The sequence below is a fragment of the Hoyosella subflava DQS3-9A1 genome, assembly GCF_000214175.1.
Lineage (GTDB): Bacteria > Actinomycetota > Actinomycetes > Mycobacteriales > Mycobacteriaceae > Hoyosella > Hoyosella subflava.
Genome location: NC_015564.1, coordinates 2,317,808 through 2,337,987, shown reverse-complemented (window position 1 = coordinate 2,337,987; position 20,180 = coordinate 2,317,808). Strand labels below are relative to the sequence as shown.

The 20,180-nt window shown below is 61.8% G+C and carries 21 protein-coding genes and 2 pseudogenes; 12 read left to right on the top strand and 11 right to left on the bottom strand.

Features of this window, described 5'->3' with window-relative positions; genetic code table 11:
• The first annotated feature begins 167 nt into the window (after nucleotides 1–167).
• Both AS9A_RS10940 and AS9A_RS10935 read left to right on the top strand, forming a co-directional pair.
• On the top strand, nucleotides 168–1,403 hold the full coding sequence (locus AS9A_RS10940) for an acyl-CoA dehydrogenase family protein (protein WP_013807061.1): 1,236 nt from the start codon (nucleotides 168–170) through the stop codon (nucleotides 1,401–1,403).
• A gap of 288 nt (nucleotides 1,404–1,691) precedes the next feature.
• Nucleotides 1,692–2,303 carry a TetR/AcrR family transcriptional regulator gene (locus AS9A_RS10935; protein ID WP_013807060.1) on the top strand — a complete coding sequence of 204 codons (612 nt, stop codon included), beginning with the start codon at nucleotides 1,692–1,694 and terminating at the stop codon, nucleotides 2,301–2,303.
• Nucleotides 2,304–2,346: 43 nt separating this feature from the next.
• On the opposite strand, the gene AS9A_RS10930 is transcribed toward AS9A_RS10935, so the two are convergent.
• Nucleotides 2,347–3,171 carry an SDR family oxidoreductase gene (locus tag AS9A_RS10930; RefSeq protein WP_013807059.1) on the bottom strand — a complete coding sequence of 275 codons (825 nt, stop codon included), beginning with the start codon at nucleotides 3,169–3,171 and terminating at the stop codon, nucleotides 2,347–2,349.
• Between the two features lie 373 nt (nucleotides 3,172–3,544).
• Between AS9A_RS10930 and AS9A_RS10925 the strand changes: the two genes are divergently transcribed.
• From AS9A_RS10925 to AS9A_RS24345, 8 genes are all read left to right on the top strand, one after another.
• Nucleotides 3,545–4,963, top strand: a complete 1,419-nt coding sequence (locus tag AS9A_RS10925; protein WP_013807058.1) for a wax ester/triacylglycerol synthase family O-acyltransferase — start codon at nucleotides 3,545–3,547, stop codon at nucleotides 4,961–4,963.
• On the top strand, nucleotides 4,960–5,967 hold the full coding sequence (locus tag AS9A_RS10920) for a PDR/VanB family oxidoreductase (protein WP_013807057.1): 1,008 nt from the start codon (nucleotides 4,960–4,962) through the stop codon (nucleotides 5,965–5,967). Before AS9A_RS10925 ends, AS9A_RS10920 begins: the two co-directional genes overlap by 4 nt.
• Nucleotides 5,964–7,040: an aromatic ring-hydroxylating dioxygenase subunit alpha gene (locus AS9A_RS10915; RefSeq protein ID WP_041451031.1), complete on the top strand. Its 1,077-nt coding sequence runs from the start codon at nucleotides 5,964–5,966 to the stop codon at nucleotides 7,038–7,040. The genes AS9A_RS10920 and AS9A_RS10915 overlap by 4 nt, the downstream gene beginning before the upstream one ends.
• Nucleotides 7,041–7,052: 12 nt before the next feature.
• Nucleotides 7,053–8,297, top strand: a complete 1,245-nt coding sequence (locus AS9A_RS10910) for a cytochrome P450 (RefSeq protein WP_013807055.1) — start codon at nucleotides 7,053–7,055, stop codon at nucleotides 8,295–8,297.
• A 279-nt stretch (nucleotides 8,298–8,576) separates the two neighbouring features.
• Entirely contained in the window at nucleotides 8,577–9,137 is a 561-nt protein-coding gene (locus AS9A_RS10905; RefSeq protein ID WP_013807054.1) for a TetR/AcrR family transcriptional regulator, read from the top strand.
• Between the two features lie 165 nt (nucleotides 9,138–9,302).
• Nucleotides 9,303–9,521, top strand: a complete 219-nt coding sequence (locus AS9A_RS24615; protein ID WP_237707991.1) for a hypothetical protein — start codon at nucleotides 9,303–9,305, stop codon at nucleotides 9,519–9,521.
• A gap of 150 nt (nucleotides 9,522–9,671) precedes the next feature.
• Nucleotides 9,672–10,292: an HD domain-containing protein gene (locus tag AS9A_RS10895; RefSeq protein ID WP_013807052.1), complete on the top strand. Its 621-nt coding sequence runs from the start codon at nucleotides 9,672–9,674 to the stop codon at nucleotides 10,290–10,292.
• 363 nt (nucleotides 10,293–10,655) lie between these two features.
• Nucleotides 10,656–10,811: an oxidoreductase FAD/FMN-binding protein gene (locus AS9A_RS24345; RefSeq protein ID WP_013807051.1), complete on the top strand. Its 156-nt coding sequence runs from the start codon at nucleotides 10,656–10,658 to the stop codon at nucleotides 10,809–10,811.
• Between the two features lie 100 nt (nucleotides 10,812–10,911).
• Here the strand turns inward: AS9A_RS24345 and AS9A_RS10890 are convergent, their stop codons facing one another.
• Nucleotides 10,912–11,325 (bottom strand): type II toxin-antitoxin system VapC family toxin, encoded by a 414-nt coding sequence (locus AS9A_RS10890; RefSeq protein ID WP_013807050.1) that lies wholly within the window; start codon nucleotides 11,323–11,325, stop codon nucleotides 10,912–10,914.
• Nucleotides 11,322–11,558, bottom strand: coding sequence for a type II toxin-antitoxin system Phd/YefM family antitoxin (locus AS9A_RS10885; RefSeq protein WP_013807049.1), 237 nt, complete (start codon nucleotides 11,556–11,558; stop codon nucleotides 11,322–11,324). The genes AS9A_RS10890 and AS9A_RS10885 overlap by 4 nt, the downstream gene beginning before the upstream one ends.
• Before the next feature lie 607 nt (nucleotides 11,559–12,165).
• Here AS9A_RS10885 and AS9A_RS23275 point away from each other — a divergent pair.
• Nucleotides 12,166–12,309, top strand: a pseudogene (locus AS9A_RS23275) (hypothetical protein); the annotation flags it as partial.
• Nucleotides 12,310–12,322: 13 nt separating this feature from the next.
• Here the strand turns inward: AS9A_RS23275 and AS9A_RS10880 are convergent.
• The 8 genes and pseudogenes from AS9A_RS10880 to AS9A_RS23270 all read right to left on the bottom strand — a co-directional run bounded on the left by AS9A_RS10880 (nucleotide 12,323) and on the right by AS9A_RS23270 (nucleotide 19,043).
• A complete protein-coding gene (locus AS9A_RS10880; protein ID WP_013807047.1) occupies nucleotides 12,323–12,973 on the bottom strand; it encodes a GntR family transcriptional regulator in 651 nt (216 codons plus the stop codon).
• 65 nt (nucleotides 12,974–13,038) lie between these two features.
• Nucleotides 13,039–14,181 (bottom strand): FAD-dependent oxidoreductase, encoded by a 1,143-nt coding sequence (locus AS9A_RS10875; RefSeq protein WP_013807046.1) that lies wholly within the window; start codon nucleotides 14,179–14,181, stop codon nucleotides 13,039–13,041.
• Between the two features lie 43 nt (nucleotides 14,182–14,224).
• Nucleotides 14,225–15,271 (bottom strand): annotated as a pseudogene (locus AS9A_RS24610) (NAD(P)/FAD-dependent oxidoreductase).
• A gap of 22 nt (nucleotides 15,272–15,293) precedes the next feature.
• The gene (locus AS9A_RS10865; protein WP_013807045.1) at nucleotides 15,294–16,028 is read right to left on the bottom strand and encodes an SDR family NAD(P)-dependent oxidoreductase; all 735 of its coding nucleotides are present in this window, start codon (nucleotides 16,026–16,028) and stop codon (nucleotides 15,294–15,296) included.
• Nucleotides 16,029–16,054: 26 nt separating this feature from the next.
• Nucleotides 16,055–17,161: an alanine racemase gene (locus AS9A_RS10860; RefSeq protein WP_013807044.1), complete on the bottom strand. Its 1,107-nt coding sequence runs from the start codon at nucleotides 17,159–17,161 to the stop codon at nucleotides 16,055–16,057.
• Between the two features lie 103 nt (nucleotides 17,162–17,264).
• Nucleotides 17,265–17,750, bottom strand: a complete 486-nt coding sequence (locus AS9A_RS10855; protein WP_013807043.1) for a RidA family protein — start codon at nucleotides 17,748–17,750, stop codon at nucleotides 17,265–17,267.
• A 42-nt stretch (nucleotides 17,751–17,792) separates the two neighbouring features.
• On the bottom strand, nucleotides 17,793–18,479 hold the full coding sequence (locus AS9A_RS10850) for a haloacid dehalogenase type II (protein ID WP_013807042.1): 687 nt from the start codon (nucleotides 18,477–18,479) through the stop codon (nucleotides 17,793–17,795).
• A gap of 360 nt (nucleotides 18,480–18,839) precedes the next feature.
• Entirely contained in the window at nucleotides 18,840–19,043 is a 204-nt protein-coding gene (locus AS9A_RS23270; RefSeq protein ID WP_013807041.1) for a hypothetical protein, read from the bottom strand.
• Nucleotides 19,044–19,523: 480 nt separating this feature from the next.
• Here AS9A_RS23270 and AS9A_RS22705 point away from each other — a divergent pair, with 480 nt between their 5' ends.
• On the top strand, nucleotides 19,524–20,180 hold the full coding sequence (locus AS9A_RS22705; protein ID WP_013807040.1) for a gluconate 2-dehydrogenase subunit 3 family protein: 657 nt from the start codon (nucleotides 19,524–19,526) through the stop codon (nucleotides 20,178–20,180).

Genomic DNA, 20,180 nt, shown 5'->3' with positions numbered 1-20,180 from the left:
GGAACTCCTTGCGCTGAGAACGTAAACCAAAGATAACTTAGGTTAGGTTTGAAGTACAGGGGTTCAAGCAAATTTCCGTCAAAGCGTCGACCTGGGGAAAGGAGTCTTGCCCCTGAGCCTAAGGTAAGATAACTTAGCTTAGGTTCGAACCAGACTAAGGATAGCTAATGTCACAACACCTGAATTCACCCGTCGAGCGCACTCAAGATCGCATGTCCCATGACGTCTGGCTGCCCGAAGAAACGGTGCAGATTCGTACCGAGGCGCGTAGCGCAATTCAACGAGTGCTCGCCCCACATGCACGCGAGATCGGTCAACGTGAAGAGTCGGTGGACTCTTTCCCGTGGGAGCCGTTTCGAGGGCTGGCAACTGCTGGACTATTCGGAGTGCCATTCGGCTCGGATTTCGGGCGCGGCCTGGCACATCCCATGCTGGCGACTTGCACCGTAACCGAGGAGATCGCCTACGAATCATCCTCGATGGCTGGCGTCTACGACGGTCAGTGCATCCTTGTTCCACAGGCGCTGTCGTTCGCTCGCCCAGAGCTGCGGGCCCGACTCATTCCGGCGCTGGTCGCGGGAGATGAGGCGTTCTCCTTTGCTACGACGGAACCAGACGCGAGCAGCGACCTGTCTGCGGAAGCGATGGTCACGACCGCTGAGCAAAACGAATCCGGCGATTTTCTTGTCAATGGACGCAAGCGCTGGATCACCAACTCGGTGGTCGCTCACTGGGCGGCGGTGCTGTGCCGGACCGGATCGAAGATGACGATGCTCGTGATCGACCTCAGTTCGCCCGGGGTTCGTGTGGGCTCACCAGATCTGAAGATGGGTCACCGCGGACAATTGACCGCCGACATCGTGTTCGAAAATGTGGTCGTCCCTCCTGAGCATGTCCTCGGGCAACCAGGATCAGGGCTCTCAGTGGCGCTTTCCTGCCTCACTCGGGGCCGGATCGGAATTGCCGCAGCTGGTGTCGGCGTCGCCCAAGCAGCGGTCGACCTTGCCGTGCATCGTTTGCGTACCCGCCAGCTGTTCGGCGGACCCCTGGGGCGAATGCAGTACTGGCAGTTCAAGATGGCCGAACGCGCGACCGAGATCGAGTGCGGCCGAATGCTCTATCAGAAAGCTGCAACCAGGCTCGACCGCGGGGAAAAGCTCGTCGAGCCAGAAGCTGCGATGGCCAAGGCATTCGCGACCCGGACCGCAGTCGACACCGTTCGTGATGCGTTGCAAATCCACGGCGGCTACGGCTTCGCGCGTCAAGTCTCAGAAACTGGCGAATCGGTGCGGCTCGAGGAGCTCTACCGCGACGCCAAGATTCTCGAAATTTTCGAGGGCGCCAACGAACTCATGCAGTGGTCGATCGCTCGCCACTTGATCGGTCGCGACGTCACCGGCTGACTTCGCAACTAGTCGCTCAAAGCTTGCTCGGCGTGACTTCATGTCTTGTCGATCTGATCCGACGGGGAGTCAGGTTTCTGTGGAAGCGGTCGGTTCTTCCACACCGACGCGTCCGCACAATCCTGCCAACCCAGCCAGCACGGCAACTGTCGACATAGCGCTGTCAGAGGCCGTCGCACTCTTGGTAGTGCGTAGGAGGAGCGGACCGCTTCCCGAGTCGAAACGGCATCAAAGATAAGGTAGCTTACATTGCTGCTGGGCGACGGACCTGCGAGGAGGCGGAGTCACATGCATTTGTCTGTCACACGGGAGGACTACTTCGAAGCCGCGATGAAAATACTCGCCGCGAATGGGTATCTGGGCCTGAAGATGACCTCGTTGTGCTCAGCGCTCGGAGTCACGACCGGGTCGTTCTACAACTATTTCGGTAGCTGGGATGCTTTTGCGCCACAGTTGCTGACCTATTGGGAAAAGGAACAGACCCTCCGGATCGAAGAGCTGTCCAACCAGTCGGATGACCCGATAGCGCGCATGTTCACGATGAAAGAACTTGCGACCCGGTTGCCTCACGAGGCCGAAGTCGCGATCCGCGCATGGAGCAATAGCGATCCGGTCGTCGCGGTATTCCAGCAACGGGTGGACGAGGAGCGCATCCAAGCGCTCCGGTCGGTGATTCTAGGCCTGGTCCCAGATTCGAACACTGCCGATCTACTGGCCCTGATCGGCATCAGTTTGCTTGTTGGTGTTCAATCTCTTCGGGAACCGGTCGACCGCGACGAACGGCACCGCGTGTTTGATGCATTTGAAGACCTGATTCGCGGACAGGGCGCGAGTCCGGACGAATCGACCTCCCCGAAGGAACCGACAAACAGCATGAGGGTTCCTTCAACTTGTGAATGAATAGCGAAATCCAAGAAACCCGGCGTTCCCGGGGCGCGGTGAGCTACTTACCGATTCGCTTGTCGTAACCGGACCGAGCCTTCGGGTCGAAGTCGAGGAACGATCTGTCGGCCCCGAGGCTGTGGTTGAACAGGTCACGTATCCGGCGGCCGAGCAGTGGCTGTGGCCATAGCAGCGGTCCGACGATGCGGGGGACGAAGACGTCGGGCTTCGGACGCTCGATGGCATCGGCGATCGCACGGGCCACGTCTTCCGGTTCGACGACGGGGATCAGTTTCGTGGCGGTGGTGCCAGCGATCAGTTCGGTATTGGTGAAGCTGGGCATCACGCACGTGAAGTCGATTCCGCTGCCTTTGTACTCAACTCGTGCGGTCTCGGTGATGGCGATGACCGCTGACTTCGTGCCGCAGTACGTGAGGCCACCTGGCACGGGAGTCTTGCCAGCGGTGGAGGCGACGTTGATGATGTGTCCGCTTCCACGCGCCACCATCGCCGGAAGGGTGAGGTGCATCCCGTTGATGGCGCCGAGAACATTGATCTGCACTGCGCGACGATGGGTGTCGGCCGACTGATCGAGGAACCTGCCGATTGGCATGATGCCCGCGTTGTTGATCAGGACGTCGATTATTCCGTTGGCGGTGGCCTTCTGGTGGAAGGCGGCAAAGGAGTCGTAGCCAGAAACATCGACGGCATAGCCCTCGGCGTTCGATCCGATGCTTTTGGCTGCGGCGAGCGCAGATCGCTCGTCCACGTCGCCGATGATGACCGTGGCTCCGCGGGTGTGTAGTTCTTTTGCGGTGGCAAGTCCGATTCCGCGACCCGCTCCAGTGATCACGATTCGACGGCCCTGCAACGACGTTGTGCCCACGATGACGCTCCTTTGCTGTGGTGGAAAGCGCATCCACTTGGCTGCCCGGCCGTGGTGCGAAGGGACTTCCATTGTCTGCGCGTGGAACATAACGTAATCTATCTTTGCTTAGCTGGCAAGGGCTTTCCCTTTCTAAACGTCCACAAGTTCGCCTCTTTCGGGGGAAGGCCCCCATGCCCAATGGGCACCCGGGCTCAACGAGTGACGGCGAACTGCCCGTCGCACTCATACGGCCCCAAAAGGGTTTCAAGAAATTCCACTCCAACCCCTAGCTCTTGCATGGCATCAGATATAACATGGATTATGTTATACGCAAGCGTTACGGCGACAGTGACGCGGCTGTGAAAGCTCATTGCGGAAGGTCTTCTGCCACATGAAACGACTATCAAGCCTCGACGCCCAATTCCTGGCGGCGGAGAGTGGGAACTTCGGGTCCCAGTACTGTGGCCTGGCGATCTTCGACACGTCCGAGCACGTCATCGACGCGACCGTGATGCGTGAGCGCCTCGAACGTGCTCTCCCGACGTGCCCGCCACTCCACTGGAAGGTGGTCGAGGTTCCGTTCAACCTCGACCACCCGGTCGTCGTCGAAGCCGACGTTAATCTCGATGACCACGTCACCGAGTCGACATTGGACAGTCACGACGACAAGTCACTGTCGATAGCAGCCGCGCAGATCCTGGCGACGAAGCTCGACCGAAGCCGGCCGCTGTGGCGACTGCATGTCTTCCACGGCCTGCCGGGCCGAACCGCGATCGTGATCACCGTTCACCATGCGATGGCCGATGGAATCGCGGCGAACGAAATCCTCTCCGCGCTCGTCGACGCAGACCGGGTGGTCGACCCCGCTGCTGCTCGCGAATCGAAGCCATACCCCCAGCGTTCCGAGTTGGCGCGATCGGGCCTGGCTTCGCTACCGGGCCGCTGGATTCGAGCCCTCCGGGCGGCCCCGGACACACTCGCGCATCTCGATCAAGTCCCTGCGCTTCGCGCGCTACCAGGCGTGCACACGCTCGCCAGCCGTTTGCGCGGAGACACTGGCGCCCTGCGGCTGGATGCGCCGAGAACCCGCTTCACCACCAAGCTCTCACCAGGCCGGTCGGTCGCGTTCGGCACCGTCTCGCTTGACGTCATCAAGTCGGTGAAGAACCAGTTCGGATTCACGGTCAATGACGTGGTCATCGCCTTGTGTGCCGGTGCGTTGCGGCGGCGTCTTCTCGCTACTGGCGACTTGCCTGCAGCGCCCCTTGTTGCCTACATCCCGGTCTCAACTCGCCTGCCGGATGCGCCGGATCGGTTCGGTAACGCAATCACCTCGATCATCGCGCCGATCCCGACGCACCTCGATGACCTCTCCGAGCGGCTCAGCTTCGCGCACGACAATCTGAAATCCGCGAAGCGCCGGACTCAACAAGCTCCGCCAAGTCTTCTCTCGGACGTCAACGATCCGATTCCGACTCCGATTTTCGGCATCGCAGCCAAGGGACTGATGGATCTCATCTCGACACGGTTCATCCGCCCGCCGGTAAATCTGATCATCTCCAACGTCGCCGGATCGCCGAAGGAGCTGACCATCGGCGGCGCACCGCTGGTCGGGTCGTTCCCGCTCAGCGTCGTCTTCGATTCATTCGCCCTCAACATCACCGTCGTCAGCTACCAGAAGAACCTCGACATCGGGATCGTCGGCGACGCCGTGGCACTGCCTGACGGCTGGAACCTCGTCGAGGATTTTCATCGCGAACTCGCCGACTTGGCGGCACTCACCCACAGCAATGGAAGGACCGAAAAATGACACCCGGATCAGCGGTTCCCACCGTCACATCAGGGCCCTCACTCCACGAATTCACCACCGAACTGACTGTTGCGATCAGACGCCAGGTCGCCGATGCGGTTGTGGCTCTCGAGTTGGTGCACTCCGAGGGAGATGACTTACCCGCCTGGGAGCCAGGTGCGCATGTCGACTTGCTTCTCGCGGAGGGCCTGGTTCGCCAGTATTCATTGTGTGGCGACCCCCGGTCTTCGGACAGGTGGCACATCGGGGTGCTCCGCGACCCGAACAGTCGCGGTGGCTCACAACATGTGCACGAGCAGTTGTGCGAGGGCGCGACGGTCACCGTCCGAGGGCCACGCAATCACTTTGAGCTCGTTGACTCACCGCGCTACCAGTTCATCGCAGGTGGAATCGGGATCACGCCGATGATGCCGATGATCGCAGCAGCAGACCGTGCAGGGGCTGACTGGTCGCTTCTCTATCTTGGCCGAAGCCGAACGACGATGGCGTTCTCCGACGACCTACTCCAGATGTATGGAGACAAGGTCACTGTGTGGGCCGACGACGAACGCGGCGCGATGTTCGATCTGCAGGGCAGCCTGCAAACGCCGCGCACCGAGACGGAGGTGTACTGCTGCGGCCCGGGGCCCCTGATGGACGCCGTCGAGAAACTCTGCAGTCATTGGCCCGAAGGCAGCCTCCATCTCGAGCGCTTCGCGGCGAGAAAGCAGACGGGAGAGGAAGCCGCAGCCGGGCTCGACAGCTACCAAGTTGTCTGTCAGCGCTCCGGTATCACCGTCGCAGTCGAACCAGGCATCTCGATGCTCGAAGCTCTCGAAGACGCCGACGTACCGATCCTGTCCTCGTGCCTCGATGGCGTGTGTGGCACCTGCCAAACGCGGGTGCTCGAAGGTACCCCAGACCACCGTGACTCACTGCTCAACGCGGCCGAACGTGCCTCGGGCAGCGTCATTCTCCCGTGCGTATCCCGATCCAGGACCGAGAAGCTGGTGCTTGACCTATGAACACGAATTTCCCCACGAAGTGCTGGTACGTTGCCGCGACCACGCGGGAGCTGGGCGCAGCACCCCTCGGTCGGCGACTGCTCGGACAGGACATCGTGCTGTGGCGGTCCAGCGTCGGCAACGTCGTTGCGTTCGACGACCGCTGCGCACACAGGGGCTTCCCGCTCTCCCATGGACGGCCCGAGGGCGACCGACTGATCTGCGGATATCACGGATGTACCTACGACCATTCCGGTCGCTGCGTCTCCGTCCCGACCCAGCCCGAAGTCCCGACGGGGATGTCGGTGCGCTCGTACCCGACCTTCGAAGAAGGACCATATATCTGGATCTGGCTTGGGTCGCCAGCCGCGTCCCTCGGAAGCAGACCACCACGTACGCCATGGCTCACCAGCCGGGATTGGACGAGCTTGGAAGAGAACTGGACCGAGCAGGCGCACTACATGATGGTCCACGAGCACTACCTGGACTTCTCGTACGCACCCGTGCTCCACCGCGACGAGCTGCCCCGCGGGATCGACCAGATACCCCCGGTCGACGCCATCGAGGTCACGGAGACCACGGTGGCGTACCGTCGCCACTTTCCTGCGGTCCCGCTGGCGCCGTGGGAAGCCGAAGCCACGGGACTGGATCCTGCTGCGGTCTACGGGCGACGGGAAAGCGGCCTGTTCGCGTCTCCCGCCCTACACATCCAAAGCTGGGAGATCGACGCCGGCGACCGCGCCTACTCCAACCGTCGCACGCACGCAATCACGCCCGAAACCGAGGATTCCACGCATGTGTTCATGCAGGCCTCCTACAACTACGGCATCGACGACGCGACGGTAGCCGAGATCCTTGGGGGTTTTGCGTCGGACCTCATCGAGCGCGACCGAAAGATCGTCGAGATGGCTACTACCCGTGTCGGTTACAACGGGTGGCGAGCCAGCGTCGAATTCGCCGGCGACGCCGCCGCCTTGCACGCCCGCCGCATCGTGTCCGTGATGCGTGCCAAAGAATCGGGGCGCTCGCCCCTTCGCCCGGGTTTCAGCTCGGCACTCAAAACGCAGTCCATCACCACCACCATCCGGCCCTGAAGGAGTTCCACCATGACAACTGCAGCACAATTCACCGACATCGACCTGTCGACCGTCGACTTGACCGACCTGTCCTACTTCCAAGACGGCCCGCCGCACGAGCTGTTCGCCCGCATGCGCAAGGAGGCCAACCCGCACTGGAACGCGCTGTCCGGTGGTGATCAACCCGGATTCTGGTCATTCACCCGTGCAGCGGATATTCAGGCCATCAGCCGCGATTCCGGAACGTTCTCTTCGGCAGTGGGCGGGGTTTTCGCTACCTTGCGTGGCGCGGCTCCCGTCGAGGTCCTGCGCGAGGTCATCCTGGGCATGGACCCGCCCCGCCACACCCAGCAGCGCAACGTCGTGCAGGCCGTGTTCACCCCGAAGCTGATCCGCCAGAAGGAGATCGCCATCCGGGAAACCGTCAACCGTCTGATAGACAACATCATTGAGAGGGGGGAGTGCGACTTCGTCGAGGAAATCGCAGTCGAACTCCCATTACTTGTCATTGCCGACATGCTCGGCGTGCCGCTGGAAGATCGCCGCCAGCTCTTCGAATGGACCAACCGACTTTCACAAGCAGCAGCCACCTCCGACCCGGAACTCGGCCTCGGTGCCCTCATGGAGATCGGTGGCTACCTCACCGGAATCACCGCTGCACGCAAGGCGAATCCCGGCGATGACCTGGTGTCCCGCCTCGTTCATGCCGAAGTAGACGGCGAGAAGCTCACCGAACAGGAGGTGGCATTGTTCTTCGGGCTGCTGATGTTCGCCGGTAACGACACCACCCGCAACACCGCCGCTGGCGGCATGCGCGCCCTGATCGAGAATCCAGGTGAACGGCAAAAACTCGTCGACGGAACCGCCACGATCCCGAATGCGGTCGAGGAGATGCTGCGTTGGGTCAACCCCGTCATCTACTTCGCACGCGTCGCTACGCAAGATGCCACCGTTGGGGGCCATACGGTGAAAGCCGGCGAGCGGGTCGTCATGTGGTACTCCGCAGGGTCTCGCGATCCAGAACTCGTTGCCGAGCCGACGCGCTTCGATGTATCGCGCGAAAAGACCCCGCACTTGGCATTCGGTGGGGGAGGAGCGCACTTCTGCCTCGGGAACCAGCTCGCCCGGCTCGAACTGAAAGTCCTGTTCGAGGAACTGATCAAGCGCGTCCCGGACATGCAGTTCGCCGGACCGATTGACCGGCTGGTGTCGAGCTTCTCCAACGAATTGACGTCCATGCCCGTCACGTTCACTCCCGGTACACGCCTGCAGTAGCCCGTTCGGCCAAGGCGTCCAGCCGCGGCGCCTTGGCCCACTCACGTTCTCAACTAATTCGAGGTCAACCCCGTGCATCCATGAACCTTCGCCCATACATAACCCCACCCTGATGAGGCTCCGGTTGATCTACCCGATTTTCGGGCGTCTGCGGATGCGCACGTCAGATGCTGGATGCAATATTGATTACATTAGGTAAGTGCGGACCTTGCCCGGAACAATCGGACGCTCAACCGATTGCCGTCATGGCAATCGACATCCAGGAAGGAAGTTTGTGGCATGCGCTTGCTGGTCACACGCGAGGACTACTTCGCCGCGGCCATGAAGCTGCTGGCAACCAAGGGGGCCGGCAAGCTCAAGATAGCTCCGCTATGTAAAGCACTGGGGGTGACGACCGGTTCCTTCTATGGCTATTTCGGCAGCTTCGACGGGTTTGTCACAGACTTTCTGAAGTACTGGGAGGACACACAGACTGAACGCATCGTGCAACTGTCGAACGTGCCTCCCGATCCTGCCGATCGGGTACGTCAGCTGAAGAAGCTTGGCGCCCGGCTACCGCATGAGGCCGAGGCCGCAATTCGTAGCTGGGCCCACACCAATCCAGCAGTCGAGGAAGTACAGAAACGAGTCGACGAGCGGCGCCAGCAAGCGTTGACTGAGGTGTTCGCACCTATCGTCGGCTCCAAACGCGAGGCCAGCAAGCTTGCGGTGATTGGCATGACCATGCTGGTCGGCCTCCAACAATGGCGGTCGCCGGTGACAACCCGCGACTACAACCTCCTCTTCGATGAACTCGAGCGAATGGTCTTGCGCCGGGTGACAGACCGCGCAGTGTCCTAATCCATCGCATCGACGGACACGCGAACCGCACGAGTCGCGGATCCATCCCGACGACGCCGCTGAACTCGGCTTGGTGCACAACGGTCTGGTGAGGCTGGTGTCGAGGACCGGCGCGATTGAACTGCCGGTCCGTCTCACCGAGGACCTCAGTCGCGGGTGGTGGCGGTGCCGCATGGTGGGGGACACAAGGGCACCGGCACGTGGAGGCGGGCCAATCAGGAGGGCGGGGCCAACATCAACGAACTGGCCTCGAGCGATCCGGCTGATGTCGAGCGGCTGGTCGGCATGTCACACTTGAGCGGTATCCGGATCCGGGCCGAGCGGGTCGCGGCCAGATCAGCCGCGCAGAAGCCCGAACCGGCGGTTGCGGTGAGTGGCACCTGATAGCCTTGTGATTGCCGCCCCCTGCGTGGCGGATTACTCCTGTGTCTGGAGCGGGTGTCCGCGAGGGACCTCGTTTATTTGGAGGCCACACACACCAGTGTTAGATCTCGTTCTTCTCGACATCGAACCATCCAGAGAAGGGTGATGATATTGACCGAGCAGACCATGAAGATCGATCCAGTGCGATTGGCCGAGGCGGTGGCATTTGCTGCCGACAAGCACAGTGACCAGACCCGCAAGCGCGCCGAAGGGGATGGGCGGCCGCGAATTCCGTATATCAGTCACTTGATGGCTGTATCCGGAATGGTGATCGAAGATGGCGGTGACACTGATGAGGCAATTGCGGGCTTGCTGCACGACTACATCGAGGACGTCGATGAAGATGGGGCCGACGAGCTCGAGCAAAGATTCGGTATGCGGGTCCGCGATATCGTGATCGGGTGCTCCGGTGCCAAGAAGGAAGAGATCCCGGATTTCCGGACTCGTAAGCAGAACTACCTCGATCACCTGACCGCCACCCGCGACCCGGCGACAGTGCGCGTCTCCCTGGCCGACAAGGTCCATAACGCGCGCTCGACTGTCAGCGATCTCGAGGCTGATGGGCCCTCAATGTGGGACCGATTCAATGCTGGCGTGGAGGATCAGCTCTGGTGGTACAGCTCGCTCTCCGCGGCCTACACCGACCACGCGAACGACGGTCGCGCTGATGAGCAGCGGGCTGCGGAACTGCGTCGCCTCGTCGACCGGATGACAGAAATCAGCAGGCAGTGACCGGGCGGCGCCGGAGGAATACGATATCGACTTCTTTAATCTTGGCCAAAGGCGCTGCGACCGATGGACGCGGACCTAGCGCGAGAATCACGCAACCAACCACGTGAGCAGCTGGTGTGGTCTGGACCTGCTTGGGTGTGAACGTGCGCGGGCGTCAATTGGGCGCCGCGCTTCTCCACACGTGCAGAAGAATGCAGGTCAGATCTGGAGAGAATAGATGCGTTTCTCTGCACCAGGGCACTGACCGACGGAACGCAACAATCAGCTTCGGCCGTCCGTGCTGCGATCGGTCACGACAAGGTCCTATCAGTCAAGGTCAACTCGGCGGACTTCGAGAACGGCGGCTTCACTTCGGAGGAGTCGTTGGACGTTGCTCTTGCCCTCGAGGCCGCGGGAATCGACCTCCTGGAGATCTCCGGCGGCAACTACGAGGCACCCGCGACGACCGGCATCGTCAAGAACAGCATCGCCAGCCGGGAAGCGTACTTCCTGTCCTACGCCGAACACCTGTCCGCCTGAGGATCGGCGCTGGCAATCTCCCTGGAAGTCGAAAACCAAAGTTCATCTGACGCCCTGGCGGCGCTTTTCCTCGGCAGCACAAATGTGGTGTGCCACTGGTTCAGGTATCGCGTCTGGTGTCGATCGTCGGCGAGAGTGCACCTTGGATCATGATGGGGTCGCTTGTAGCGAGGGTGAGCGCTCGTCGGGCGGCTTGCGTAATGAGCATGCGGTCGAAGGGGTCTCGGTGGGGCCAGGGGAGTGCGCCCGCCATGATCGCGTCCGCGCTGTCGATCGCGATGGTTTCCGCGCGGAGGTTGCTGATGGTTTCGTCCCAGACAGATAACAAGGCTTGCCCGCCGGGGAGTTTTCCGGTGTTGGTCTTGATCGATACTTCCCACGCGGACGCGGCCGATACCACGAGTTCGGTCGACGGTGTGGCGAGGAGTTCGAGTACCTGTGGCGACATCTTGTTTGGCGCTGCGGTCAGCCAGAGCAAGGCGTTCGTGTCCAGCAATACGGTGCGCGTGATCACTCGTGACCTTCCCAGAGCCCGAGCTCAGATTCGTCGAGCGGTGCGTCGAAGTCGTCGGGAACGGTGATCTTCCCGATGAGTTGACCGAATGTGCGCGGTGTCGGCGCCGATGGCGACAGGATCGCCACGGGCCGACCGTGGCTGGTGATCGTCACAGGTTGCCCGGTCGCCTCGACCTCGGCCAGGAGTGCGTTGAGTTTCGTCTTAGCCTCGGTGCTGCTGATCATCCTCATAGGTACCAGGATATCCGGGTACGACCGGTAAGACTAGTGGCACTAGTGCGAAAAGTGCAACTGCTGGTGACTCTTTGTATTCAATCTCGTCACAAGTGGGGCTTAGCGCCCGCTCGTTGCACGGTTACCTCGACCGCAACGTGGGGCTTGACAGGGAAGTGTCTAGTCCCACAAGACTGGTCCGAAGTGATCGCCCTCAGCGGGTGTGCTAGGTCCGCGCCCCCAATAGCCGACCGGAATTCCCCGTGACCGTGCTCAGGCTGTGCGCGGCGTGGCGGTTGCAGAGGGAAGGCGGCAGGGTTAGGTGGCCAAGGCCGGGCGGCAGAACAAAAAGGGTTACTGATAACCCTGCATATTCGATTCCGCATTATTCGCGGGCGAAATGACCGAAGGGTCGGGTCGTTTCAGGGGTTTGGCGTATTCGCTCGGGTGGTGACGCGACGGCGGCGCCGCAAGGCCCACCACGTGGCTACCCCCAGTATGGGCAGGAGCGAGATCGTGGCTGCCCAGAGTGTGCGACGAGCCCGGCTGAGGTGGGTATTCCGGAGCGAGGATGTCGCAGCGATACAGGCAGTGACCATCCGATCGTGCAAGTTATGAGGCCGCGACGTCAATTGCGCGGCAGGCACTTTCGAGCGGCCGCAGTGTCACCTCCCTCGTCGTGGAAAGTGGTCTGCTTGCTGCCAGCGAAGTTAACGAGGTTCTGCAGCCTGACCGCCTGGCTAAGCCACTGTCTGAGCCAGACCCGTGATTTCAGCCCCCACTCACTGTTGAGCTCGGAGCGCAGATTTCATTTGACTGACCAGTTCCCGGCGGAATCCCTCGATATCACCTTCCAGCGCAAACGTGGCCAATCGCTCGTGCTCAACGGCGAGTTCGTGCAGGTCACTGTAAGTGCGATGATCGACTGCGAGGTAGAGGCGCAGTTTGGTCTCCCAGCCATTCCAGAGACTCTTCAGAACAGAATTACCCGAGAAGTCGTAGAAGAGCCTATGGAAGCGAAGATGAGCATCGATGCTGGCCGGGACATCGTTCGTGTTCGTGGCGCGGTGCAGTTCCTCGATGGTCTGCGTTAGCCGAGGCCGCTGCGCGCCACGCAGTGTTTCGGCCGAGAGTTCAGCGGCGTACGGCTCGACGAGTGCGCGGATCGATGCGATCTCGCCGACTTCGCGCGCACTCACCTCCACGACGAAGGACCCCCGGTAAGGGACCTTCACGACGAGCCCCTCTTCCTCGAGTCTCGTTAGCGCTTCACGGAGCGGGGACCGACTTATTCCGAGGTCTTCTGCAATGCGCGTCTCGCGCAACTGTTCGCCTGGCGGCACAGTTCCCTCAAGAATGGCGGTACGCAGCACACGGTAGACACCGTCCGGCGTCGTCGTCCGCTGCTCTTGCCACTCGAACTTGCGGTTCAAAGCACCGCCTCTCTTTGTTGATTGCCGAATATACCGGGACCGCAAACGCGCGCGGACGCCTTCGTCTAGCTCGTCTTGAACCGTTGCGGACGTAAGAATTCCAGCCCGTCGAATGACTGTTTGTCGAGCGCCTCATACGCAGCGATGTGGCCGTGCCCGGTGGCAGTTTTGAATCCACCGCCGGAGAAGCCGGTGACGTAATAGATCCCGCGTGACTTACTGAGCCGCCCCACAACCGGGTTTCGGTCCTCGGTGTAGAGCTCCGGGAAGGCGTCGGAGCGGACGATCGTTGGAACCAGGCCGGGGAGAAATTCCGACACTGTTTCGGTGGTTTCAGCGATCTCCTCAGGGGTGAGTTCTCTGGGGACGCTGCCAGGGTCGGGGGTTGCGCGCCCACGGCCGTCGAGGGTGGCCTTTACCGTGACATCGTCGACGGCGGGTGCCCCGTACATCATGCGGTCGTCATAGATCCGGCTAAAAGTGGGGAACTTCTCCGGCGTGAACTGGCCTGGGTCGCGCGCGACAAACCAGGTCAGGATCAACCGCTTGGTTTCGGTGGCAGTCCTCAGGGAAGCGGGCATGAGACGCCGAGACCATCCGCCGCTAGCGACGATGACGTTCTCGAAGGTCCACGATTTCTCGCCCGAAGTCACGACAACACCGTGTGCATCCTCTTGGATGGAGTCGATAGGTGTGTTGATGTGGACCGTTGCACCATTGCTCTGGGCTGCAGCGACGGCTGCGGTAACGGCACGGTCTGTGCGCAGCACCCCTGCGTTGGGATCGTAAACTGCGATGTCGTCAGAGCGCAGGTTGTGCTGGGGGTACCGGGCGGCCATTTCGCAGGGTGTAAAGACTTCGTGCGCGGCCCCGTTGGCTCGGGTGGTTTCGAGCAGGCTGCGGATGTAGGTTCCGTCGGCGGTTCCAATGGAGAGGCCACCGCAGTTCGTCAGTAAGACCTGTCCCGTCTCGGCTTCCAGTTCGCCCCAGAGGTCCCGTGAGCGTTCCAGCATGGGGTAGAGGCTGGGATTGCCGCGATACACCATGCGAAATAGGCGGGTGTCCCCGCCGACCGCACTGCGGGCGTGGCCGGGGGAGTGGGCCTCGAATCCGTGGACGGAATCGGTCAGGTGCGACGCCTGCCACAGTGCCATACTTCCGACACTGCCCAGACCTATGACGGCGAGTTGTCCATCCATGATCTTCATTGCCTCTTCCAGGAATTCGCGAGTTCCTACATCTTTGGACGAGCTATTCGTGAAGGCCAGCGAGTCTGCTTCCGAATCTGGCCAGGATCGAGGTCTTTTGGGAATCCCGCCGCTCCTCCCATCGGTCAGCGAGACCGAAGAGCCGGTACATTCCGTGTACCCCAAGCCACCGGATGGGTTCGGGTTCCCATTTCCGTGCACGGTAGCCGACCCACGGTAGGACCGTCCGTTCGGTTTCTTTTTCGAAAGCCAGTTCCGCAAGAGTGCGCCCACCCACGTAGGCCGCCGTCACACCGTGTCCCGCATAGCCGGTGGATGATCCGACCCCAGATGCTGGGTCCCAGTGCACCCTGCCGTTCCAGTCACGCGTGACCCCAAGAACTCCCGACCAGGCGTGGGCCACTTCGAAACTGATGCCGGGAAAAAAGGTAGCGAGCTTACGGGAGATGAGATTGATTGTGGGCTGTGCAGTGGCGCCGGTGCCGCCTGTGCCAGACGCGTAACGGTATGGCACACCGCGTCCGCCGATCGCGATACGGCCGTCCGATGTTCGCTGGGCGTAGATGAACGTATGCGCGGAGTCGCTGAGGCACTGGCGTCCGTTCCAGCCAATCTGTTACCACGCTTCTTCTGGCAGTGGCTGGGTCACGATCATCGAGGAATTGATCGGTATCAGTGTCCGGCGACCAAGCAACTCCGACGAATACCCTTCGGTGCAGATGAAGGTTTTCGCTGCGGATACCCGTCCGCCGTTGAGGGTGAGCGTGGAGCCGTCGATCTTGTCGACGCGGCTGCCTTCGTAGATGCGGACGCCCATGTCGGTGAGCGTCGCGGCGAGGCCATGGACGAGCTCGCCCGGATGCAGTCGCGGGCAGTGCCTGTAGTAGAGCCCGCCATACACGGTGGCCACGTTGATTTCGCGCTGAAACTCGTCCCGCGCAAGCAGTTGTACATCGGATGCGTTTACCCCGTATTTCAGATCGGCTTCACGGCGGGCGATGAGTCCGCCTAGCCCCGCCCGCGTGTGCGCGGCGGTAAGGGCGCCACCTTTGTGCTGATCCGCCCGGGGTGTAGCCGCGGGAGCTTTCATCTTCTTGGCTTTCGTTTGGTGGTTAGAAGGCTGTATACCCACCGTCGACGGGGAGCACCGCGCCGGTGATGTAGGACGATTCGGACGATGCCAGGAAAAGCACCGCGTCGGCGACCTCGTCGGGGGTTGCGAGGCGTTGAAGCGGTATCTGGGCTTCGCGCTGCCGCCGCTGGGCTTCGGGGTCACCCTTGCGCTGGAACGATGCTTCGATGATCGGCGTCGCGGTTAGTCCGGGCGCGACGACGTTGACGCGGATGTTGCGTTCGGCCCATTCAATCGCTGCGCCCTTTGCGAGCATGATGAGACCGCCTTTTGCAGCGGAGTACAGAACTTCATTGGGCTTGCCCACCATGCCGAGACGGGAACTAACACACACAAAGGCACCGCCCGCGGCGGGCATCAGGGGTGCGAAGTATTTCATCACCAAGAAGGCACTCAGCAGGTTGCTGTGGAGCACATCCCTCGCGTCGTCGTAAGCCATGTCCGCTAGCGGACTGCTGGCCTGCAGCCCGTGGTTGAGGACGACGACATCGACGGTGCCGAACGTTTCGGCGGCCTGACGGGCTAGGTCCGCAACGAACGCCTCGTCATTGAGATCGCCGGGGACGTACAAGTCTTCCGGTTGAGCGTTGTCGATTCGCTGCTTGCGGCCGGTGAGTAACAGACGCGCGCCCTCGCGACGAAAATGGCTGCTCACTGCCTCGCCGATCCCGCTGCTGGCGCCCGTGACCAGAGCTGTTGCCTTATCAAGTCTCATTGCAGAACTCTTTCGTCGGGGAGGGGTTAGTTGAGGAACCCGCGTGCGTCGACCGGCCAGCGCTGCAGCGATGCACCCGTGCTGTCGGTGACGATGAGTTCCTCGAAATTGATGACCACAGGGCAGACATGGTTCGGCACTACAGGAATGACCGTGCCGACGCTGGGACGGAAATCGCCTGCAGGCAGCGGGAGAAATCCGTGGTATTCGTTGAGTTTGGACAGAACGGCGCTCGTACCCGCGACGGCACCGTAGCCGATTTCGAGATTGCCTTCGCGGCTGAGCGCTTTGGTACCTACGTCAAGAATGCGCTGATCGGAGACCCAGTCGCTGACGACCGCGCCCGCGACGAACAACGCGATTTGATCTTCGGTGCACGCGCCAAGCCGACTATTGTTCAGATCGTTGAACACGTACTCGCCGGGACGGATCTCGGTGATCACGCTGCTCGTGGAGAACTCGACGGTGGGGGTCGAACCAGCGCTGACCACCGCCGTACTGATACCCGCTGCGTTGAGGCTGTGCACAGCGGCCGTGAGCGCTGCCTCCTGGTCGTGCGCGGCACGCTTGCGAGCATCAGGGCTGGCGCTGCCGTGCCCTGGATAGGTGAAGACGCCCACCGGCACCAGTCCGCGCTTGCGGGCGAGGGTGGCGAGGTCTCCCGCGGCATCAGGCGGCGCCCCGGAGCGGCGAGCACCACAGTCGACTTCGACGACGACTTGCAGTCGGCCCGCGTCGTCTTCCATTGCGTCCGCGATGGCATCGATTGCGGCGAAGTTGTCGACCCCTAACCGCAGCCGGGTGGTTTCGGCGAGCCGGCGGATTCGCGCACCCTTCCTTCCGGTGGGCCAGACTGGGTAGGCGATAAATATGTCGTCGAATCCTGCCGCGGCGAAGACCTCGGCCTCGCCCACGTTGCCCGCGGTGATGCCGATCGCGCCTGCGTCGACCTGCCGCCGGCCGATCTCCACACATTTATGTGTCTTCACATGCGGCCTGACGTCTAGGTTGTGCTGGGCGGCGAAGCTCTGCATCCGGTCGATGTTGTCCTGCATCACGTCGGCCAGCACAATCGGTGCCGGAGTATCGACCCGCTCGACTATCGCGTCGAGTGCTCGCTGGAGGCGGTTCACGCTGTTCCTCGCGTATCTGTGTGTGGATGGTTACGGCGAGCGTGCTTACTGCGTGTTCGAGACCCGCATCAGCGGGTCCCGAACAACGGCGCCCGCGTGCCGACTAAACGGCGGTGCACACCATCTGGATCTCTACAGGGGTGTTGAGCGGTAGCCCGGCGACTCCGATCGCGGTGCGAGCGTGCCGTCCGTTCTCACCCAACACCTCGATGAGCAATTCACTGGCCGCGTTGGCGACCCGCGACTGCAGACCGAAGTCCGGCGTACTCGCCACGAAGACCAGCATCTGTACCATCCGGACCCGGTTCAGATCTCCCACCGCCTGCACGGCGGCGGCAAGGCAGTTGAGCGCGGCATGGCGCGCGAGCTCTTGCGCAGTCTCCAGCTTCACGTCCCGGCCGACAACGCCCTGACCCAGCAGCACACCGTCCTTGAAAGGCAGTTGGCCAGAGATATGGATGCTGGAGCCCACCGCCCGGTGGTCCACGTAGTACGCGTTGCGCGCGAGGTCGGGAAGCTCCAGCCCCAAGGCTCGGAGCCGGTCCGAAGCCGAGTCACCCTTGGCGGTTTGAGGCACTGGCAGAGTCATGCCGCGACCGTCCTGGCGTGGATGACCATCACAGTTCTCCGATCAAGCGGCAGGCCGCGGCAGGCCAAAGAGGACAGGGAGGTCGGCGATGTCGGTAATCCGTTCGTAGCCGAGCCAGTGCTCGTCGTGCTCGAAGCCCCTGTCCACGTACACCTTGTTCTTGATCCCCATGGTGGCCGCGGAGCGTAGGTCGTACATCGGGCTTGCGGAAACGTGCACGATTTCCTCGGGTGCCGCGCCCAGCTTGTCGAACATATATTCAAAGGCACGCAGACGTGGTTTATAGACACCCATCTGCTCGGCTGTGATCACGACGTCGAACGGCGCCTGCAGGTTCTGGACAAGCTGTGCTGCATGTGCGTCGTCACTGTTCGTGATAATTACCAATGGGACTGCCTCAGCCAGGCGACGCAGCGACTCGGTGACGCCCGGGTATGGCCCCCAAGTGGGGACGTGGTCATACACCGCCCGCGCGTCGGCCTCACGAAACTTTAGGCCAAACCTGCGTGCCGCGCGTTCCATGGATCGAGCGACGATCTGATGGAACGGCTTGTAGTCGCCCATGCACTCGTCAATTCGGTACGCCTTGCAGAGCGTGAGGAAGTCATCTGCGATTTCGGCTGGCAGCCGATCGCCTAAGACCTCACGGATGGCGTCATTGATCCGGAACCGGATCAGCGTTCCGTTCATATCGAACGTGGCGAACTTGGGTGTGGGTTCGAATGCCATGAAACTTCTCCACTGCTTTGCGGTTCTGTCGATTGTCGACGATTTTCGTCTACTGTCGACAATACGAATACAGCTTGTCATCTGTCAACAGTTTTCAGTGAGGGGCAGGATATAGCTTTCACCCGCACTCTGCGGGCCGACAACCGCGGCCTCGGACACCCCTCAGCGACATTGTTTGAGGGTGCGGTTCCGCGCGTAAGGGTTCGGCCACGACGGAGATCCTTTTTTTTGGGGGGCGCTTTGAGCACGTCGGGACTAACTGGGGGACGGATCAGCATTCGCCCGGATCGGCGGGGAGGTTCCTCAATGTCGCTGAGAGGCGGGCAAGCAGCGTTCGACCTGTCCGGTGGGAGGTGTGCGTTATGGGTTGTTTTCGCTGGGCGGTGGACGTCTGAGTGCACTCCAGGTCGATGCGGCGGCTCCTGCTAACAGTCCGCTGGCGAGGGTGAAGACGCCGTCCGCGCCCGTGGAACCGGCGACAGCCCCGGCGGTAAGGGGGATGACGACTTGCCCGAGCCTGTTTCCGGGCGCAACGCCCGGATACAGCCCAGCAATCCCCGCCACGACCTGACCGACCGCCGAACAGGGCGAACCGGATCACATAGCACAGCTGGGCTACCGGATCGAGGTTAAGAGTGTAGGTCGATGCCGCAGGGAAGAACTCCGCACCCGGCGCGCAGGAGTTGGCCCGGCGCCTGATCCGCTATCACCGCCTCGCTGCTGGGTGTCAGCACCGGGCGGTGTAGCAGTTGAGTCTCGCGCCGAGTGCCCTTGGCGGATCCCCCATCTCGGCATGACTCCCGAAGCATGCCATGTTAGCGCTACCTCGCCCCTCATACAATTTTCACATCCGTACAACATATTGCGTGGTCAGGGGTTGACACATCCTGTGTTAGCGCTAACACTAGAAGCAGCGCACAGCAGAGTGGCTCAACTCACAGTTTCAGATATCCGTGCTACCGCGCGGTCCCGCAGAAGAAGGGGCCCGATCCGATCGGGGATCTGCAGCGCCGACCAGGTCGCCGGACGCAGAGAGGACCAGATATGCCAGACAATCGACAAGCCCAACCGGCCGAAGAATCCATCGCCCTTACGTACCTGAACGATGCGGAGGCGCGAACGGTCGAGGTGATCGCCGAACGGATCATCCCCGACGGAGGCGACGGGGCCGGGGCGACGCAGGCCGGCGTGGTCTACTACATCGACAGGGCCCTGAGCGGCGTCAGTCAGAACCTCCAGCACGTGTATCGCACCGGTCTCCGGGCGCTGGCGAAGTACTGCGCCGCTCAGCACGCGGCCGAGTTCGCCGACCTGCCCGTCGACATCCAGGACGAGGTGATCCAGCGCTTCCTGGGTCCGGCCGTGCCCGAGGAGGGCTCGACACCGATCATGCACGGCGACGAGGCCGGGGAACACGGAGAGAGCGCCGACCTGCCCACGCTGCGTCGCCTGTTCGCCGTGGTCCGCGAGCATGCCATTGAGGGTTTCTTCTGCGATCCGACGTACGGCGGAAACCGCGACGCCGTCGGGTGGAAGCTGGTCGGGTTCCCGGGCGCGTACTGGGGCTATACGGCCGAGCAGATGGGCCGCGACTTCGATGGACGCAGCCTACCGATCATGACCCTGTCCGACCTAAGGACCCAGCTGAGGGCCAAGAACCTGCCCGACAACGCAACCTTCTACCGCAACGAGGAGAACTGA

What these genes read in the sequence shown, in the direction of transcription:
- AS9A_RS10905 (WP_013807054.1), top strand. Translation starts at nt 8,577, where the DNA reads ATGCGCTTGCTGGTCACACGCGAGGACTACTTCGCCGCGGCCATGAAG.
- AS9A_RS22705 (WP_013807040.1), top strand. Translation starts at nt 19,524, where the DNA reads ATGCCAGACAATCGACAAGCCCAACCGGCCGAAGAATCCATCGCCCTT.
- AS9A_RS10935 (WP_013807060.1), top strand. Translation starts at nt 1,692, where the DNA reads ATGCATTTGTCTGTCACACGGGAGGACTACTTCGAAGCCGCGATGAAA.
- AS9A_RS10855 (WP_013807043.1), bottom strand. Translation starts at nt 17,750, where the DNA reads ATGACTCTGCCAGTGCCTCAAACCGCCAAGGGTGACTCGGCTTCGGAC.
- AS9A_RS10920 (WP_013807057.1), top strand. Translation starts at nt 4,960, where the DNA reads ATGACACCCGGATCAGCGGTTCCCACCGTCACATCAGGGCCCTCACTC.
- AS9A_RS10865 (WP_013807045.1), bottom strand. Translation starts at nt 16,028, where the DNA reads ATGAGACTTGATAAGGCAACAGCTCTGGTCACGGGCGCCAGCAGCGGG.
- AS9A_RS10925 (WP_013807058.1), top strand. Translation starts at nt 3,545, where the DNA reads ATGAAACGACTATCAAGCCTCGACGCCCAATTCCTGGCGGCGGAGAGT.
- AS9A_RS10910 (WP_013807055.1), top strand. Translation starts at nt 7,053, where the DNA reads ATGACAACTGCAGCACAATTCACCGACATCGACCTGTCGACCGTCGAC.
- AS9A_RS10850 (WP_013807042.1), bottom strand. Translation starts at nt 18,479, where the DNA reads ATGGCATTCGAACCCACACCCAAGTTCGCCACGTTCGATATGAACGGA.
- AS9A_RS10885 (WP_013807049.1), bottom strand. Translation starts at nt 11,558, where the DNA reads ATGAGGATGATCAGCAGCACCGAGGCTAAGACGAAACTCAACGCACTC.
- AS9A_RS10940 (WP_013807061.1), top strand. Translation starts at nt 168, where the DNA reads ATGTCACAACACCTGAATTCACCCGTCGAGCGCACTCAAGATCGCATG.
- AS9A_RS10875 (WP_013807046.1), bottom strand. Translation starts at nt 14,181, where the DNA reads ATGAAGATCATGGATGGACAACTCGCCGTCATAGGTCTGGGCAGTGTC.
- AS9A_RS10915 (WP_041451031.1), top strand. Translation starts at nt 5,964, where the DNA reads ATGAACACGAATTTCCCCACGAAGTGCTGGTACGTTGCCGCGACCACG.